The organism is Oceanirhabdus seepicola, assembly GCF_023684385.1.
In the GTDB taxonomy this organism is placed as follows: domain Bacteria; phylum Bacillota; class Clostridia; order Clostridiales; family Clostridiaceae; genus Oceanirhabdus; species Oceanirhabdus seepicola.
Window position 1 is genome coordinate 555144 of record NZ_JAGSOJ010000004.1, and the last position, 17925, is coordinate 573068.

The 17925-nt window shown below is 30.8% G+C and carries 14 protein-coding genes; 6 read left to right on the forward strand and 8 right to left on the reverse strand.

Going from position 1 to position 17925, the window contains the following annotated elements; genetic code table 11:
• The first annotated feature begins 3 nt into the window (after positions 1–3).
• The 5 genes from pflA to KDK92_RS19635 all read left to right on the forward strand — a co-directional run bounded on the left by pflA (position 4) and on the right by KDK92_RS19635 (position 4780).
• Positions 4–750: a pyruvate formate-lyase-activating protein gene (pflA, locus tag KDK92_RS19615; RefSeq protein WP_250861091.1), complete on the forward strand. Its 747-nt coding sequence runs from the start codon at positions 4–6 to the stop codon at positions 748–750.
• Between the two features lie 182 nt (positions 751–932).
• Positions 933–1661 (forward strand): Crp/Fnr family transcriptional regulator, encoded by a 729-nt coding sequence (locus tag KDK92_RS19620; RefSeq protein WP_250861092.1) that lies wholly within the window; start codon positions 933–935, stop codon positions 1659–1661.
• A 163-nt stretch (positions 1662–1824) separates the two neighbouring features.
• Positions 1825–2511 carry a DUF2238 domain-containing protein gene (locus KDK92_RS19625; protein WP_250861093.1) on the forward strand — a complete coding sequence of 229 codons (687 nt, stop codon included), beginning with the start codon at positions 1825–1827 and terminating at the stop codon, positions 2509–2511.
• Between the two features lie 168 nt (positions 2512–2679).
• Positions 2680–3063 carry a BlaI/MecI/CopY family transcriptional regulator gene (locus KDK92_RS19630; protein ID WP_250861094.1) on the forward strand — a complete coding sequence of 128 codons (384 nt, stop codon included), beginning with the start codon at positions 2680–2682 and terminating at the stop codon, positions 3061–3063.
• 10 nt (positions 3064–3073) lie between these two features.
• Positions 3074–4780 (forward strand): M56 family metallopeptidase, encoded by a 1707-nt coding sequence (locus KDK92_RS19635; RefSeq protein WP_250861095.1) that lies wholly within the window; start codon positions 3074–3076, stop codon positions 4778–4780.
• 245 nt (positions 4781–5025) lie between these two features.
• On the opposite strand, the gene KDK92_RS19640 is transcribed toward KDK92_RS19635, so the two are convergent.
• From KDK92_RS19640 to KDK92_RS19665, 6 genes are all read right to left on the reverse strand, one after another.
• A complete protein-coding gene (locus KDK92_RS19640; protein ID WP_250861096.1) occupies positions 5026–6639 on the reverse strand; it encodes an ABC-F family ATP-binding cassette domain-containing protein in 1614 nt (537 codons plus the stop codon).
• 289 nt (positions 6640–6928) lie between these two features.
• Entirely contained in the window at positions 6929–9670 is a 2742-nt protein-coding gene (locus tag KDK92_RS19645) for a heavy metal translocating P-type ATPase (RefSeq protein WP_250861097.1), read from the reverse strand.
• 39 nt (positions 9671–9709) lie between these two features.
• A complete protein-coding gene (locus KDK92_RS19650) occupies positions 9710–10069 on the reverse strand; it encodes an ArsR/SmtB family transcription factor (protein ID WP_250861098.1) in 360 nt (119 codons plus the stop codon).
• Between the two features lie 175 nt (positions 10070–10244).
• Complete coding sequence (locus KDK92_RS19655) at positions 10245–11126, reverse strand: DUF3298 and DUF4163 domain-containing protein (RefSeq protein ID WP_250861099.1); 882 nt, start codon at positions 11124–11126, stop codon at positions 10245–10247.
• 1 nt (position 11127) lies between these two features.
• Positions 11128–11625: a sigma-70 family RNA polymerase sigma factor gene (locus tag KDK92_RS19660; RefSeq protein ID WP_250861100.1), complete on the reverse strand. Its 498-nt coding sequence runs from the start codon at positions 11623–11625 to the stop codon at positions 11128–11130.
• 123 nt (positions 11626–11748) lie between these two features.
• The gene (locus KDK92_RS19665; RefSeq protein ID WP_250861101.1) at positions 11749–12552 is read right to left on the reverse strand and encodes a RelA/SpoT domain-containing protein; all 804 of its coding nucleotides are present in this window, start codon (positions 12550–12552) and stop codon (positions 11749–11751) included.
• 300 nt (positions 12553–12852) lie between these two features.
• On the opposite strand from KDK92_RS19665, the gene KDK92_RS19670 reads away from it, so the two are divergent.
• Positions 12853–13776 (forward strand): DUF5692 family protein, encoded by a 924-nt coding sequence (locus tag KDK92_RS19670; RefSeq protein ID WP_250861174.1) that lies wholly within the window; start codon positions 12853–12855, stop codon positions 13774–13776.
• Positions 13777–13923: 147 nt separating this feature from the next.
• On the opposite strand, the gene KDK92_RS19675 is transcribed toward KDK92_RS19670, so the two are convergent.
• Together KDK92_RS19675 and KDK92_RS19680 are read right to left on the reverse strand one after the other, a co-directional pair.
• Positions 13924–15333, reverse strand: a complete 1410-nt coding sequence (locus KDK92_RS19675; RefSeq protein ID WP_250861102.1) for a sodium-dependent transporter — start codon at positions 15331–15333, stop codon at positions 13924–13926.
• Between the two features lie 823 nt (positions 15334–16156).
• Positions 16157–17614 (reverse strand): M28 family metallopeptidase, encoded by a 1458-nt coding sequence (locus KDK92_RS19680; RefSeq protein WP_250861103.1) that lies wholly within the window; start codon positions 17612–17614, stop codon positions 16157–16159.
• Positions 17615–17925 lie beyond the last annotated feature (311 nt).

A 17925-nucleotide genomic window follows, 5' to 3' on the forward strand; every position in this document is an offset into this window, starting at 1 on the left:
TCTATGACAATTGGAAGAGTTCACTCTATTGAAAGTATGGGATTAGTAGATGGACCTGGAGTAAGAACGGTAGTATTTTTCCAAGGATGTAAGCTTAGATGTGCGTATTGCCATAACCCTGATACATGGCAAGTAAATGAGGGGGCTGAATATACCCCGGAAGATTTAGTTGCTAAGATTAAAAGATTTAAGCCTTACTTTGAACGTTCCAATGGAGGTGTTACATTCTCCGGAGGTGACCCCCTTATGCAACCTGAATTTCTTGTTGAATGTTTGAAACTTTGTAAAGAAAATGGAATTCATACATGCATTGATACCTCAGGATATGGATTTGGTGAATATGATGAGATACTTAAATATGCCGATCTTGTTCTTCTTGATATAAAGCATATAGACAGCATAGGTTATAAAGAACTTACAGGACAGGATGCTAAGGGTGTAAACACTTTCCTAGATGCAATAAGAGATTCTCAAACCCCTGTATGGGTTCGTCATGTTGTTGTTCCTGGTATGACTGATTCAAAAGAACATATAGAGAAGATTAGTTCTATTGTTAATGAAGAGATCCCTACTGTTGAAAAGGTTGAACTACTACCTTACCATAACCTAGGTACAAATAAATATAAAAGATTGAATATGAAATATAAACTTGAAGGGATGGAACCAATGTGTAAAAACAAGGTTCAAGAACTACAAGGAATTGTTAATAACATAATTAAGAATGCACGCAAACCATTCTTAGGAGTTTAAAATATAAATATCTGAACCGCTTCATTTGAATTAATTTGAAGTGGTTCATTATATTGTATAGAATTTTAATATAATTTGTAGTACAATGATTCTATTGAACTAACTTGTAAATAAATGAACTATCTATTATAGTGGCATAATAAATAACTAACAGATGAGTTATATATGAGGTGGTAATTTTTATGAAAAAATGTAGCCCACATAATCAGAATTGTCTAAATTGCGAAAATGATTATTGTTTACGAACTGTACCTTTTTTATCTAGTTTAGATCCACACCAACTTAAAGAAGTTTCAAAAGGTACTGTAAGGAGAAGATACAAAAAGGGAGAAAGAATTTTTTCCGAAGGCGAAACTGCTAGAAAACTATATATGCTCTGTAGTGGAAAGGTTAAAATATTTCGTTACACGCCTGATGGTAAAGAATTAATATTGTACATTTTATCTCCTAATTATTTCAGTTTTATTGGTGCTTTTAACCTTTTGAAGGAAACTACCTTTGATTTCAGTGCTGAAGCTTTAGAGGACACTGTTCTTTGTACTCTTGATAAACATGAATTTGAAAATATAATTTTGAAATATCCTAAAGTCACCCTAAAGATTTTAGAAGAGGCTTATGATAGAATAAATAAAATTGAAAGCCTTGTATATAGACTTAGTACTAATAATGTAGATGCTAAAGTTGCTGGATTATTATTAAGTTTAATAAAAGATTTCGGTGTTGAAGCAGATGATGGTATACATCTTAATATGACTATGAACCGTGAAGAAATGGGAAGTTATGCAGGTCTCACAAGAGAAACTATGAGCAGAAAACTCCGTTCAATGCAGAAACAAGGGTTAATAGAAATACAAGGAAATAAGAAGATAATAGTTAAAGATATAAATGATTTAAATGACATGCTTTTATAAAAATCCTCCAATTCATTGGAGGATTTTTTAATTGAGAATGAAGAACATACGTCCTTGTTTGGTCTGAATTTTTAAAAATTTATTATTAATAATTTAAGATTTTATTAATATATATTAGTTATAATCTCTTTATAAGGAAAATTTGCCATAAAAGGAGCTCACTATGCTAGAACTATTAAAAAAATCATTTAGTTATTCTTTTAGAACATTTGACTCAAAAAGTGAGGAAGCCTTTTTGATCATACTCAGATTACTCACCATATTCGCAATAATATACAATACATTTAATTTTAACATTGTCAGAATACTAGCATCACTAGCTTTGATAGGGATAACATACATTCCATTATTGATAAAAAAGCTATTTAAAGTGAACTTTAATTATGAACCTGTTGCAATATGTCTGGTTTTTTCATACTTCGCAATATTCATCGGTACCATTTTAGGTGGCTACGGAACGTTTAAACGCTGGGATACCTTCATGCATTCAATATCAGGGGTTATATTTATGATGTTGTTCTTAATGCTTCTATTCATAGTTTTTCATAGATATAACGCTGTACAAGTCCCTTTATGGGTATATTTTGTTTTTGCATTTGCTCTTTCCTTAACCACAGGCATAGTATGGGAGCTCTACGAGTTTGGACTTGATCAATTCTTTGGTATGAATACTCAACATGCCATAGATACAGGTGTTTTCGATACTATGAAAGATGTTGTTTGTAACACTACTGGTGCTTTAGCCTCATCTTTTATATTCTATAAAGCTCTGAAGACTAAAAAATTCAAGTCAATTTATAATATGTTCAACTCTTTCTGCCAGTTGAATGATATGAATTTGCCCAAATAAATAATCTCAATATAAAATCGAAACCAAGGTTGTTAATAAATATCTTTTATTAACAACCTTTTTTAATTGACTTTCTGCGTTTACAGTTGTAAACTATAAGTATATTTTTGTTGTTTACATATGTAAACAACAAAAATATATTTCAAAAGAAAATAAAGGAGGCTACCGATGAAAAAAGCTCTACCCAAAATATCAGATAGCGAGTTTGAAGTGATGAAAATCATATGGGAAATACATCCTGTAAGAGCTAAACAAATAAACGAACTCTTATCAACAAAAAAAGATTGGACTGAACAAACTATTAAGACTTTAATTAATAGATTGTTAAAAAAGAATGCAATATCATTTAAAAAAGAAGGTAGAACTTATTTATACTATCCCATTATAACTGAGAAAGATTATATGAATAGAGAAAGCAAATCATTTTTACAAAAATTCTACGATGGCTCTTTAAATGCCATGTTCTCATATTTTATTAAAGATAAAAATCTTTCTAAAGGTGATATTGAAGAACTAAAAAAACTATTAGAAGAGAGTTCTCAAGATGATTAGTTTATTCTTAATGATTGTAAAATTATCTGTTAAAGCATCTATTGCTCTGATTGCTGTACTTCTTTTACAAAAGCTTTTACATAATTTTTTATCACCAAAAGTAAAGTACTTTATGTGGGTTGTAATACTGATAATTCTTTCTTTGCCATTAACTATAGAATCTAAACTAAGCATTTATAATTTATCGACTTTTTATCAATCACAAAAGTCAATTGAAATAAATAAAGAAAAAGTTACTAATGATAATTTAGTCTCTATAAATATTCCTAGTGAACCCAATAGTACAAAACCCATAATTAATTATGAAGTATTAGATGAAAAAGAAATAGATGCGTTTACTAATAAAAAAAGTTTTTTCACTCTTGAGTTCTTCATAAAAATTTCATCAATAATATGGCTCTTAGGTTTATTAACTTTCATAACCATATATATTATTCAATTAAAAAGATTAAAAGATGTTATAAGGTCTGAAAAAGAACTTAATGATAAATCGCTCTGCAATATATTAAATGAATCAAAAAGGAAATTAAATATTTCAAAGAATATTAGATTATATGAAACTATTGAACTCTCTTCCCCTGCACTTACAGGAATATTTAAAACTAAAATATTATTACCTGATTATTTATTAAAGACTCTTTCAAAAGAGGATTTAAAGTTCATAATATATCATGAATTGTGTCACTTAAAAAGATTAGATAATATTACAAATTATTTAATTCTAATTTATAAGTCAATATATTGGTTCAATCCTCTTATTCATATGATGTTTAAATATATGAAAAGAGATATGGAAATCTCATGTGATAATCTGGTTTTAAATTATATTGCCGAAGAAGAATATTCAAATTATGGCATGACCATAATTAATACAGTGGAAAAAATGTGTATGAAAAAACAAAATTCTATTGCTACATGCCTAATAGAAGATAAATCAGAGATAGTGAGGAGAATAAAAATGATAAAAAAACATAACAAATTTTCAAAAACAGCATCCGTATTAACTTTATCACTAATACTGCTTGTTGGATGTTCTACGGTAAGTGAACCAGTAAAAGACACTTCATTACTAGGTTCAAAAGTTGAAGAAAAAAATAATCAATCTACAGAAAAAGTAAGTAATGATACTGTAGAAAATAAAAACGATAATTCAACTGAGAATTCTAATGAAGATAAATCAACTGAACTTACAGTGGATGAATCCTTTGAAATTGCATCAAAAGCTGTAAAAGAGTACTTTAATTTTGATGCTGATAAAAACGCTTTTAACCCTGATACTATAGTTGATATGGGTCATTACTGGATTGTTAATGTAAGTAATTCTAATGGAGGTTTTGAAGTAAGAATTTCACTTGATGATAAAAAACCATTCATGTTTGCTGGTTCAGCATCAGCAGCAAACAAAATGATGGAAGAATATAAAAAAGCTAAAAATGTTGATAAGGTTGATATTACTGAGTACTATGATTATTATTATTCTAAAAAAGCAATATCAAAAAAAGAAAGTAAAGAGATTGCAGAAGAGTTTATTAAATCTTCTCCATTAAAAAATATGAATTTAAGCTTTTCAGAAAGCGAATCCTTCTATGAATTTAAATTTGATAGCCCAGAAAAAGAATTCTATGTATTTGCTTATATGAAAGATACTAACCCTGAGGATATTGTATTTATCAAGATAAATAATTACTTAGAGGAAGTAAGTGAAGTAACTTTCTAATTAAATAATTCACAACAAAAAAGGCCGTTGATAAAATAAATTTATCAATGGCCAAGTTTATTAATAAAGTAATAAATATTATTTTTACTTCGTCTTCTATCTTTAGAATTTCAGGCTAGTTGAAAAAGCCCAAGATCAAGGAACAAGGCGAAGCTGCAGGGTCAAAACTGTACAAAGTAGTACTTGAGCAGCGCAGAGAGCCTTAGTGACGCCGAGATTGGGCTTTTTCAACAGCATGATCTGTATTACTTATACATAGCCTCTACACTCTTCTGAATATCCTTATTCTCTAAATACTCATCAAAAGTTGTAACTCTGTCATAAGCTCCTTTTGGAGTTAACTCAATTACTCTGTTAGCTATTGACTCAACAAATTTATGGTCATGTGAAGTGAATAACATTGTTCCTGTAAATGCAACAAGTCCATTATTCACAGCCTGGATTGATTCAAGGTCTAAGTGGTTTGTAGGTTCATCTAATAATAAAACATTTGCTCCTGAAAGCATAAGCTTAGAGAACATACATCTAACTTTTTCTCCTCCAGATAAAACTGTTGATAATTTAAGTGGTTCCTCTCCTGAGAATAACATCTTACCTAAGAATCCTCTTATGAATGACTCAGATTTTTCCTCTGAGAATTGTCTTAACCAATCCACAAGTGAAAGCTCCTCTTTGAAATAATCTGCATTGTCTTTTGGTAAGTAATCACTTGTAGTAGTTACTCCCCATCTATAAGAACCTTCGTCTGGTTCCATCTCACCCATTAATATTTTAAATAAAGTAGTTCTTGCTATCTCATCTTTACCAAGAACAATTACCTTGTCCCCTTTTGTTAGTGTGAAAGAGATATTATTAAGAACCTTTACTCCATTTATAGTTTTACTTATTCCTTCTACTTGAAGAATATCTTTACCAGCTTCTCTCTCTGGAGTAAACCCTACAAAAGGATATTTTCTTGAAGATGGCTTAATATCCTCAACTGTAATCTTATCAAGTAATTTCTTTCTTGATGTTGCTTGTTTTGCCTTAGAGGCATTAGAGCTAAATCTAGCTATAAAGTTCTGAAGTTCTTTAATCTTCTCTTCACTTTTCTTATTCTGATCTTTCATAAGTTTAAGTGCTAATTGACTTGACTCATACCAGAAATCGTAGTTACCAACGAATAACTGTGCTTTTCCAAAGTCTATATCAACCATGTGTGTACATACTTTGTTTAAGAAGTGTCTATCATGTGATACAACTATTACTGTTTTCTCATAAGTTATTAAGAATTCTTCAAGCCATGCTATAGCTTTGAAGTCAAGGTGGTTAGTAGGCTCATCCAGTAAAAGTATGTCTGGGTTACCAAATAAAGCTTGAGCAAGTAATACTGTTACTTTCTCTCCCCCTTTTAAATCTTTCATTAACATATAATGAAGATCTTTTCCTATTCCAAGACCCATTAAAAGTTTCTCTGCATTCATTTCAGCATCCCAACCATCAAGTTCAGCAAATTCACCTTCAAGTTCTGCTGCTTTAATTCCATCTTCCTCTGTGAAATCAGGTTTAGCATATAAAGCATCTTTCTCTTCCATTATCTCAAATAATCTTTTATGACCCATTATTACTGTATTTAATACAGTGCACTCATCAAATTCAAAGTGGTTCTGCTTAAGAACTGCTAGTCTCTCTCCTGGAGTAATAGCTACATTACCTTCATTAGCTTCTACTTCCCCAGATAAAATCTTTAAAAAAGTAGATTTCCCAGCACCATTAGCCCCTATGACACCATAACAATTTCCTGGTGTAAACTTTAAATTAACATCATTAAATAATTTCTTATCTCCATATCTTAATCCTATACCTGTAACTGTAATCAAATTTTTTTCCCCTTCCGTTTTTAGAATTATATATTTTAAGTCTAATATCTTTAGTCTTCTGTCATTATTATAGTTTCCTATTTAATTTATGAAAAATCACAACTCTTTAAATTATATACTGTTTTTGCATTAAATGAAACAGTTAAATTATAGTTCTACATGAACTCTAAGCTAAAAAATATTATTTTTCTTATAATTGTAATTTCACACAGTGAAATCTCTAGCATTCTTCATTCTAAATTTCCAATTCTACATTAAAATAGAACCCCGATTAGGGTTCTATTTTATATTAATCTCTTAACACTCTCATTGCATTAAATACTGCCAATAATGCAACTCCTACATCACCAAACACTGCAAGCCACATAGGAACAGCTAAGAAAAATGTAAGTACCATTATTCCAATTTTCACTGCTAATGAGAAGAAAATATTCTGATTAACAATCTTCTTAGTCTTTCTAGCTATCTTTATTCCATCAATAAGCTTAGATGGTTCATCATTCATTATTACAACGTCTGCCGCTTCAATGGCAGCATCTGAACCAACTCCACCCATAGCAACTCCAACATCTGCTCTTGCAAGCACAGGCGCGTCGTTTATTCCATCTCCTACAAATACAAGTGATTTATCACCTTTACTTTCAATAAGTTTCTCTACTTCGTCAACCTTATGATTTGGAAGTAATTCGTATTTGTATTTAGTAATTCCTAATTTCTGTGCAACAGCATCTGCTGTTATTTTTCTATCACCAGTTAACATTACCACATTGTTAATACCTAACTCACTAAATCCCTGTATTGCTTTTTTAGAGTCTTCTTTAATCTCGTCAGATATTGTGATAAATCCAGCAAATTGGCCATCTATTGCAGTGTACACAATAGTGCCTGGTGTTTTAGATTCTTCCACTTGAATATTATTATCTTTGATGAACTTCAAGTTACCACTGATCACTTTCTTTCCACCTATAGTAGCCTGAACACCTTTCCCTTTAACTTCTTTATATTCTTTAATTATTGACTTATCAATATCTTTACCATATTCATTTACTATTGATACAGCAATTGGGTGATTGGAGAAACTCTCTACATGAGCTGTCAATCTTAATATCTCATCTTTACTTATATCTTTTTCAGCATGTATCTTATCAACCTTAAAGTTTCCTTTAGTCAATGTTCCTGTCTTATCAAAAACTAGTACCCCAGCTTTACTTAAAGCCTCAAGATAGTTACCACCTTTAACTAAAATACCTCTCTTAGATGATGCTCCTAAGCCTGCAAAATACGTCATTGGTACAGATATAACTAAAGCACATGGACAAGATACAACTAAGAATGTAGCAGCTTTTAATAACCAATCATTGAAGTTTCCTCCAAAGAAAACAGATGGTATTATAGCTGTTAATGCAGCTATAATAACAACCACTGGTGTGTAATATCTTGCAAACTTAGTTATTCTAAGCTCAGTTTTTGCTTTCTTTGCACTTGCATTTTGTACAAGATCAAGTATTCTTGATACAGCTGAATCCTTAAATCTCTTCTTAACTTCAACTGTTAATAAACCATCTATATTGATGAAACCACTTGTTATTTCATCTCCACCTGCAACATCCATAGGTGCTGATTCTCCTGTTAATGCTTTAGTATCAACAGATGAACTTCCTTCTATAATTATACCATCTAGAGGTACCTTTTCACCCGCTTTAACGACTATTATATCTCCAACCTTAACATCATTAGGTGATACTTTCTTTATATCATTTCCAATTTTAATATTTGCATAATCAGGTCTGATATCCATAAGGTTTGCAATTGATTTTCTTGAAGATTCTACTGCTCTTCCTTGGAAATATTCTCCTATTTGATATAAAAGCATAACCAAAACAGCCTCTGGATGTTCACCAACATATAATGCCGCAGCGCTAGCTATCGTCATCAGGAAGTTTTCATCGAATACTTCCCCTCTCTTGATGTTAGAGATAGATCTCTTAATTATGTCATATCCCACTATTAGGTATGCAATCAAAAATGGTATTAATTCAAAGCTCTCACCTCTGAAAACCATTCCAATTCCCAGAAACCCAATAGCTACTCCCATTCTCATAAGAAGGCTATTACCTTTTTTCTTATTATTATCCTTCTTAACATGAATTTCATCTTCAGATCCAGTATTTAATATAACCTCTACATCAGGTTCTAAATCTTTTACTATTTTCTCAACCTGTTCATATAACCCTTTAACGTCCAAGTTGTCTATCTTAACCTCAAATTTCGATATTGCAAAATTCAAACTTGTACTTACAACCCCTGGAAGTTCCTTAACATTTCTTTCTATCTTACCTGCACACGCTGCACAATTCAGACCTTTAAGTTCAAATTCCACTTCCTTACCATCAAGATCATCCTTCAATGTAGCAGTTGTTCCTGGTTCAGTTTCTTCAACTATTTTAATGATTTGCCTCTTCAGCGCATCTTTATCACTACTATTAATATAAGCATTCAATGTTGATATAGCAAAATTCATTTCAGCATTATCAACTTCTTTTAATGCCCTTACCTTGTTTTCAATTTTCCCTGCACATCCAGCACAATGAAGCCCCTCAATTACAAACTCCATCTTTTCTGTACTACTTGCACAAGCCTCACTTCTATGGATATGCTCTTGCGAGTGATCATCACATCCACAGTTATCACCATGACCTAATAACCCTTTAAAAGAATGTTCATGTTTATGTCCTTCACTTGAACAACAACCATCCTCATAATGATGACTACTTTCCGAGTCCTCATCTCCGCCATCATCTTTTTCCTTATTCTTATCACTATGACTTTCTCCACAGTCACATCCACAGTCTTCTACCTCTTTTGCTTGTAAATCTAATACTATTGGTTCTTTCTTTCCACAATCACACACTCCATTTACGAAACTGTGTTGATGTTCGCTCTTATGCTCATGTTTGTGTTCATGTGTTCCGCAACCACATCCACATGAACCTTGGTGATCATGATGATAAACTTTCTTTGAAAACAACATAATATTAATCCTCCTTAATACTTTATCATATATATTAATTTATTCTTGAACATGCTCTAATGCAATGTTAAAAATCTTCTCTACATGCTCATCATCTAAAGAATAATACACAACCTTACCCTCTCGTCTATACTTAACCAATCTCTCTCCCTTAAGAACTCTTAGCTGATGAGAGATAGCCGATTGAGTCATATTAAGAGCATTAGCTAAATCACATACACACATCTCCGAAATACTAAGCGCGTTTAAAATCTTCATTCTTGTTTTATCTCCAAATACTTTAAGAAGCTGAGCTGCCTCTTCTAATATTTTATCGTTTACCATACTATTGTTAACCTTTTCAACTATATCATTGTGTATTACATTACAAGTACATATTTCTATATTTTCATTTTTCATAAAATACACATCCTAATATTATATTATGTGAACATATGAGCAACTGTTCATATGTTTAAGTAAATTATATCATTTTTTTTAAGGTTGTCAACCAGAAAAAGTCATAAATAATGAAAATTACCCTGTAAAGTGTATAGGCTACTATCATACTTTACAGGGTGTCTTTCACTTGTTACTAATTTATTATTTCAAATTCTACTCTTCCCATAGATCCTGGTGCAATTTCATATTTATCAAAAACGACTACAACATTTTTATCTTCATTAATATAAAAATCAATATCTTCTCTAATTTTCTCTGATTCTTGTATTATATTTGAGTCTTCAAAATATACTTTTGTCTCATCATTCTTTTGCTCTTCAATTTGCTTTAATACATTATCAGTTATTATATCAACATACTCTGATCCAAAAATAGATTTAAGTGTTATAATTTCATCAGTCTCTAGATTTATATTGTAATAAGTATATTCAGCATATGCTGCTGCTATAGAATCACAACTAGTAATCACAAAAGATAATAACTTATCATTGGATGCTTTTATTTCATAATCAACTTTTATTTCAATTTTCTTTTTCTCATACTCCTCTTCAGTACCACCAGTCTCAATATATGCTTTCTTGTATTCTGCAGCTCTTTCTTCTGCTTCCTTTAATGCTATATTCATCTTTTCTTGAATTTGACTATTTATTTTAGCTTCAAGCTCTTTATCTGTTAAACCTTCAACTTTAGGTATAGATACTTCACCTTCAACCAAATCATTTGAAAAACTATAATCTACAAAAGTTAACACCTTGGCTATATACCCAATAACTGGTGCAGCATAGACAGTTTTAGCAAAGGTTGCGCTAGTATTTAAACCTACAACAAATACACTTCCAGCCACTAGACCTGCTATTAATCCCGTCTTCAATTTATTTTTCTTTTTATGTTGATTGTTACCACTGTTTTTTTGATTATTATTTTCATTAATTGTTTTATTAATCATTTCATTCAACTCCTGCGGAATCTCAATAGATTCAAACTCTTTTTTAGCTTTTTTAAATTCATTATTCATATTAATTCTCCTCACAATCCAATAAGGTTTTCAATCTTTTTGTTGCAGAATAAAGCCTTGATTTTATAGTATTAACATTAGTTTCTGTGACTCTTGCTATATCCTCAATCTTCATATCTTCAAAGTACCTAAGAATAATTACCGTCTTCTCTTTTTCTTTTAGATGATCAATGGCTTGGTATAAATCCAAATAATCTTCTTTAGTGTATATTTTTGATGAAGGTTCTTCAGGTAATTCGCCTATCATTATCACTTCTTTATTATTTCGAATATAAGAAATGCTTGTATTTATTAATATTCGATAAAACCAAGTCTTCATATATTTACTCTTTTTTAAACCTTCTATGGATTTTAGAGCTTTATAAACAGATTCTTGAACAATATCAAGAGAAGCTTCTTTTGATTTTACATAGCTATATGCAATTCTATAAAAGTCCTCTTGATTACTTTTTATAAAGTCTATTAATTTTAAGTAATTTTTACTATATGTGCGCATCATTAAGTAAATCCCCTTTCACCTATTAGACCTTCTACTGATGAAAAAAGTTTGAAAAATTTTATGATTATTCGCAAAAAACTCAAACCATGGTTAAACATGGTTTGAGTTTTTTTAGTGATTAAATTATTCCTTGAGTTTTTCCTTAAGTTTTCTTATCTCCTCATCTTTTGAAGCTATTTTTTTCTCATAGCTACTCTCCATCTCACACAAATTCTTGTTTAGTAAGTTTATTAAAGATGCCATTTCATCTGCACTTCCTGCAATTCTATTAAATAAAAGAAGATTTGAAGCCAATACTTCCGGAATTTCCTTATGAGAATATCTCAGTTGATGATCAATCTCCCCATACCCTTCCTCAAATATTGTTCTAACTTGAATTTCTGCTATAACCTTTTCATTAGTTGGATAAAACTCTATAAGATAATGAACAGATCTATAACCTGAAGGTCTAGACTTAATTTGTATATCTAGATCTTTAAACCTTTTTGTATCATCACCATCTCTTACATTTGCGGTTATCTCAATAACTTTCCATGTGTTTAAAATAAATTCATGTATACTTTCCCAATCTTGTTTAAAAATATGTATAGCTCTTATTCCTATAAGATCATTGATTTCTTCTTTATAGTTTTCAACTGAAAATTGAAAGTCATCTCCATACTTTTCTTTTCTATCAGTAGTTTTTCTAACAATCTTATCAATTAACCTCTCTGAACTCTTTACTCTGGACTTTACACTATGTATCTTATTATGAGTTCTTAAAGTATTTGCTATAAAATCTGATTGTCTTTCATATGTCTCTTTATAAATATTGTAATCATTATATATATCATTTAAAACATCTAAGTCTATGTTATTAGATATAATATCCGCTTCTATATAAGGATATTTTCTTAAAAACTCTTGTTTTATAAGCCCTTGTTCCATGGAATCCTCCTACTCATATCTTATCTTGTTATTAATTATTATAGCCTATTTTGGCTGTTTATAGAAACTATAAACTTCCCAACTCCATACCCAAATTTACTTAAAAATCATTTTAAGATTACATTTATGTCTAATTATGTTAAATAAAAATTGAAAATTTTTTGTTTAAATGTTATTATTTATCTTATAAGATGGTAATTTGAAATTTATTATTTATTCAAAGTTACCTTATATTAACAAATTGTAGTAAGTTCACTTATGAATTACTACTATAATTTATTTAAGTTAGGGGGAATATTAATGTTTTTCTTTGAATCGCAGCCTTTGAGCAACTGGCTTATGTTACTAATTGTATTTTTTGTTTTAATTGGACTAAATGAATTAGGCCGTAGATTTAAATCGGGATTCATATTACTTTTCATTGCATTACCGATAATTCTTACCTTCGCCGTATGGCCAAAAACTACTGAAGGGACAAGCGTAAACGATTGGTTCCATTATGCTAAAGTATATTCATCACTAGCAGGATGCATAGGATTCTGGTTAATTAGATACGTGAAAGGCGCAAGTAGCAAAAAGTGGGTCTTATGTTTTCCACCATTAATTTTAGCAATCAATATTTGCGAAGCGATAGCACGTGATTTCCAAATTTATGGATTGCACCTTAACAACGAAGTATTTGAAGGAATGATGACCGTAAGTGGTTCTTGGAATATTATGAATGGAATTGCTGGTATCTTAAATATCATTACTATTACAGGTTGGATTGGAATCTGTATCAGTAAGGATAAAAGTAAAGATATGTTATGGCCTGACATGCTATGGTTTTGGATTGTAGCATACGATATTTGGAACTTTGCATATACATATAACTGCTTATCTGACCACTCATGGTACTGTGGTATAGCAATGCTGTTGGCTCCTACATTTGCAGCTTTCTTTATTAAGAAGGGGGCTTGGCTACAGCATCGTGCACAAACACTTGCGTTATGGTGTATGTTTGCAATGACTTATCCAGGTTTCATTGATAACTCACAGTTTGCAGTTAGATCATCACATAACCCAAAAGCTTTATTTATTGCAAGTTTAGCTGCATTACTAGCAAATGTCGCAGTATTTGGATACTATATTTACAAAATAATTAAAACAAAACGTAATCCTATTAAAGGTGAGCTTTATACAGACCTTAAAAGCTACAAAGAAATCAAAGCATTAGCTCAATAAAACTATAATAACAAGTCAAAGATGCGACGGATATTCATTACTAAAAACAGCTTAAGACATGATTGCCTTAAGCTGTTTTTATATTCAATACTATAACCTACTATTCATCAACAAGATTTGATAAATAGCCTATTTTTTGAACCCATATTAAAGCGATTTAGATATACCTGCAAAGAATGCAATTATAACTAATCCCACTACCATAACTGGACCAGAACCACTTTCAAAGCCTTGAATAATTCCATTTACAGCTACTATCGCAATTGTACCTGGAATAACATACTTAACCATTGGATACCATATTCCAAACAAGCTAAACTTTACTGTACCATTGTTTGTAATTTCATCATATAACTCTTCTTTCTTTAATCTCCAACCTGCAAAAATACATAATAACATTCCGCCTATTGCTAAGAAGATCTTATCTGTCAATAAATCAAATACATCAAATGCACCTGTTCCAAATAGTTTTGGTCCTAAACCTCCAAGTGATAAAGAAGCTACTATACAAAATAATACCATCATTGTTGATGAAGAAAACACAGCTTTCTTTCTACTAAACTTCTTTTCATCAATTAAAAACGAAACAACAACTTCTAGTAATGAAACTGAAGACGTTAAAGCAGCTACTGTAAGCGCAACAAAGAATAGAATTGCAAATACTTGTCCCATAGCACCCATTTCCGCAAATATTGTAGGTACAACAACAAAAACTAATCCAGGTCCTTCAGTAGGAGCTATACCATATGCAAACATTGCTGGGAACATTGCAATACCAGCTAATAATGCCACAGATGTATCCATTGCAGTAACAATAGCTGTATTTTCTATAAGATTTTCTTTCTTAGAAAGGTACGAACCATAAGTAATCATACATCCCATTCCTAATGATAATGAGAAAAATGCTTGTCCCAGAGCTGCCAGCACTACGCTTCCATTTACTTTGCTAAAATCAGGCTTAAATAAGAATTCCATACCAGCCATTGCACCAGGGAGCATTAACCCTTTAATTGCAATAACAATTAAAATAACAAACAATAATGGCATTAATACCTTGCCAGCTTTTTCAATTCCAGAAGATATTCCTTTTACAACAATTACTACGTTTAATAATAGGAATAATACCATCCAAATAAGCGGCTCACCAGGATTTGTAATAAACGCATTGAAGGAATCGCCAATAACAGCCGGATTATTTAATAACCCACCAAATACTTTAAATATATATGCAATTGCCCATCCTCCAACTACAGGATAAAATCCCATAATTAAAAACCCACTTAAAACACCCAAAACTCCTGTAAACGTCCAACGCTTATCCACTGATTTAAACGCACCAACAGCCGATTGTTGTCTTCTTCTACCTACCGCAAATTCAGTAAGCATAACACTAAAACCTATGATTGCAACAAAAACCAAATAAATTAAAACAAATGCCCCACCACCATTGTTACCTGCTGTAAACGGGAATTTCCATATATTCCCCAATCCAACTGCTGAACCAGCTGCAGCCATTATGAACCCAAGCTTTGAGCCCCAATTTTCTCTCTTTTGCATTTTTTCTCCCCCTTCGATATCATTTTTCCACGTCCTGAATTTCAAAGCAAGCTATCTTATTCATACCCTGCTCGTCAGCAATATTATACAAATTTCTACCTTGTTATAATTTTAACTGACAAATTCAACCCCGAATTAAGTCGGAATATTGATAAAATTGTATTAATTATATCATGTTTTTGCATTTTAATATAGTGGAAATTTATTTTCAAGCAAATCTTTCTGACTTCCTTGTATAAATATTATCTACCTTAATAACAGTAAACTGATCATCTTCATTAGTAATTCTAAACCTCACCAAACAAGGTACCCCTTACGTTTCAAGCGATTCCACTATTGCAATAGGCTTTACTTATAACGTGATTTTTCTTCATTTCCTACTCTATTTTATAAAGACAACTTCTCTTAATTCATCATAATTCGGGTGGTGACAGGCACCTCAATATGCAATTTTCATTTTTACAAGTTGCAAATTAAAGTTCGTATACTATTTTGTAACTTGGAACTGATACTTATATGTACAAAATTTTGAGTATGGATACTTCACAAAAAGAAGTTACTTATGATGTAAACAAAGCAGCACCTATTGATAAAAAAACAAATTATGTAGAGTTTAAATTTGTTAATAACTAAAGGTTTTGTTTTCTCAACAAAAAGGCCAGCAGTTTCGTTATGAACTGCTGGCCTTTAATTCGTTTTTTGTGCTCCTATAACTTTGCTCAAAAATGAGTAAAAGTTTTTATTATAAATTCAAGTAATTTTCAGGCAACAAAATGGTTCAATTTCATTCCAATTTTGACCATTTAAATTTTGACATATTACATTAAAATGCTTTATCACTAATATAGCGAAGTACTAATTCAATTACCTCTTCTAAATCAGCTTTTTCTATCACCTCAATTGTATCATCAGGAGTATGATATTCCGCTTGTTCAATTTCTACTAATGTAACCGCTTGACCACCTTCTTCTTCAATATATGTGTGATCACTGTAGGTTACTTGTAAATTTTGCTTGTAAGATATATCCATTTCTTTGGCAATTTCAACTATCTCTTTAAATAACTCCGTATATCCCACAGCAGCAATATACAACGGTCCATCAGATTTATTGGCTATCATATCAATATTAAGCATTGTCACCTTTTTCATATCTAATCCCGAATTTTCAGCAAAGAATTTAGAACCATTCAATCCATTTTCTTCACCATTAAAGGCTATAAACAATATGGGTCTCTTAGGAGCAATATTATTAGATTTTATACTTCTAGCAATTTCTAACATGCTCGCTATTCCTGACGCATTATCTGATGCTCCTGGATTATAAGTACCATCATAGTTGTTTCCTAAATGATCAAAATGACCACTTATGATTATATAATCATCCTTCATCTCTTCATCAGTTCCAGGAATCACTCCAATAACATTTGCTATAGTTTTCTCTTCCACGTAACATTCAAAATTCAGTTCTACCAAGTTCCCTTTTTTACCTTCCTCTATCAATATATTTGTTCCAGCAATATCCACATCAGCTAACATAGGTATATCTTCATTTCTGGACTCATAGTTTCCCTCAGTGAAATAAACGCTTTTCTTAAAGGATTTATCTTCTCCATTTCTAAAAGTATTCTCGCGGATTATACCTAAAGCTTTTGATTTTCCGCTAATAAAAAAATCTTGTACATCTGATTCCCAAAAAAGGTTCTTAGGAATGATTGCAATTTTCCCCTCTAAATTCTCTTTGTTTTTCTTAAATTCGCTTTTATTTTTTAAATAGATAGTTTCTCCTTTAACTGTGCCCTTTATCTTAAAATCTGGATTTGCTCTTACAACAAAATCTTCTAGAAATTTTAATTCCTTTACCGTTTCTCCATCTTTGTTAACAATATTTATTTTAGGAATATCTTTTAGATAAGGCACCATTTGATCATAGTATTGTAAATACCCGTCCATTCCCTCTAAAGTCTCAAGTCCCAATTCTTCAAATTCACTCCTGATATATTCAGTTGCCAACTTATTACCTTCAGTTCCCGTTAATCTCCCATCAAATTTTTCAGAAGCTAACTCCTTAATAGTACTTATCATTAGATCCCCATCAATATCTTCATTTAAATTTTCAAATACTTCTTTAGCATACTCGCTATTTTGTTCTTTATCACCAACGATAATTTTGTCATTGTTAACCTTCCCATTAACGATGGATTTGTTACACCCCATAAATAATGATGTTGTTAATAATACTGAACTAACAATACATAATATTTTTGATTTTTTACCTAACATAAATTTTTCCCCCCATTTAAATTATATTTCATATTTTCTGTTATACAGTTTTCATAGTATAACTTAATTTATGCATATCTCAAATCACAGCATTTCAATGTGTTTTCAATATGTATACCCTATATTTGTTTTTAAACAACTTAATTATTTTAATTCTATTATAGATTAGCTTAGATTTTTACTTACTATCATTGTTACTTTAAATATATTATACCATTTTATTTATATATTTACACAAACTGTCCCTCCTTTTGACTTCCTATACTATTAGTCATACACCTTAATTTAAGAATATTTTTATATAAATTTTA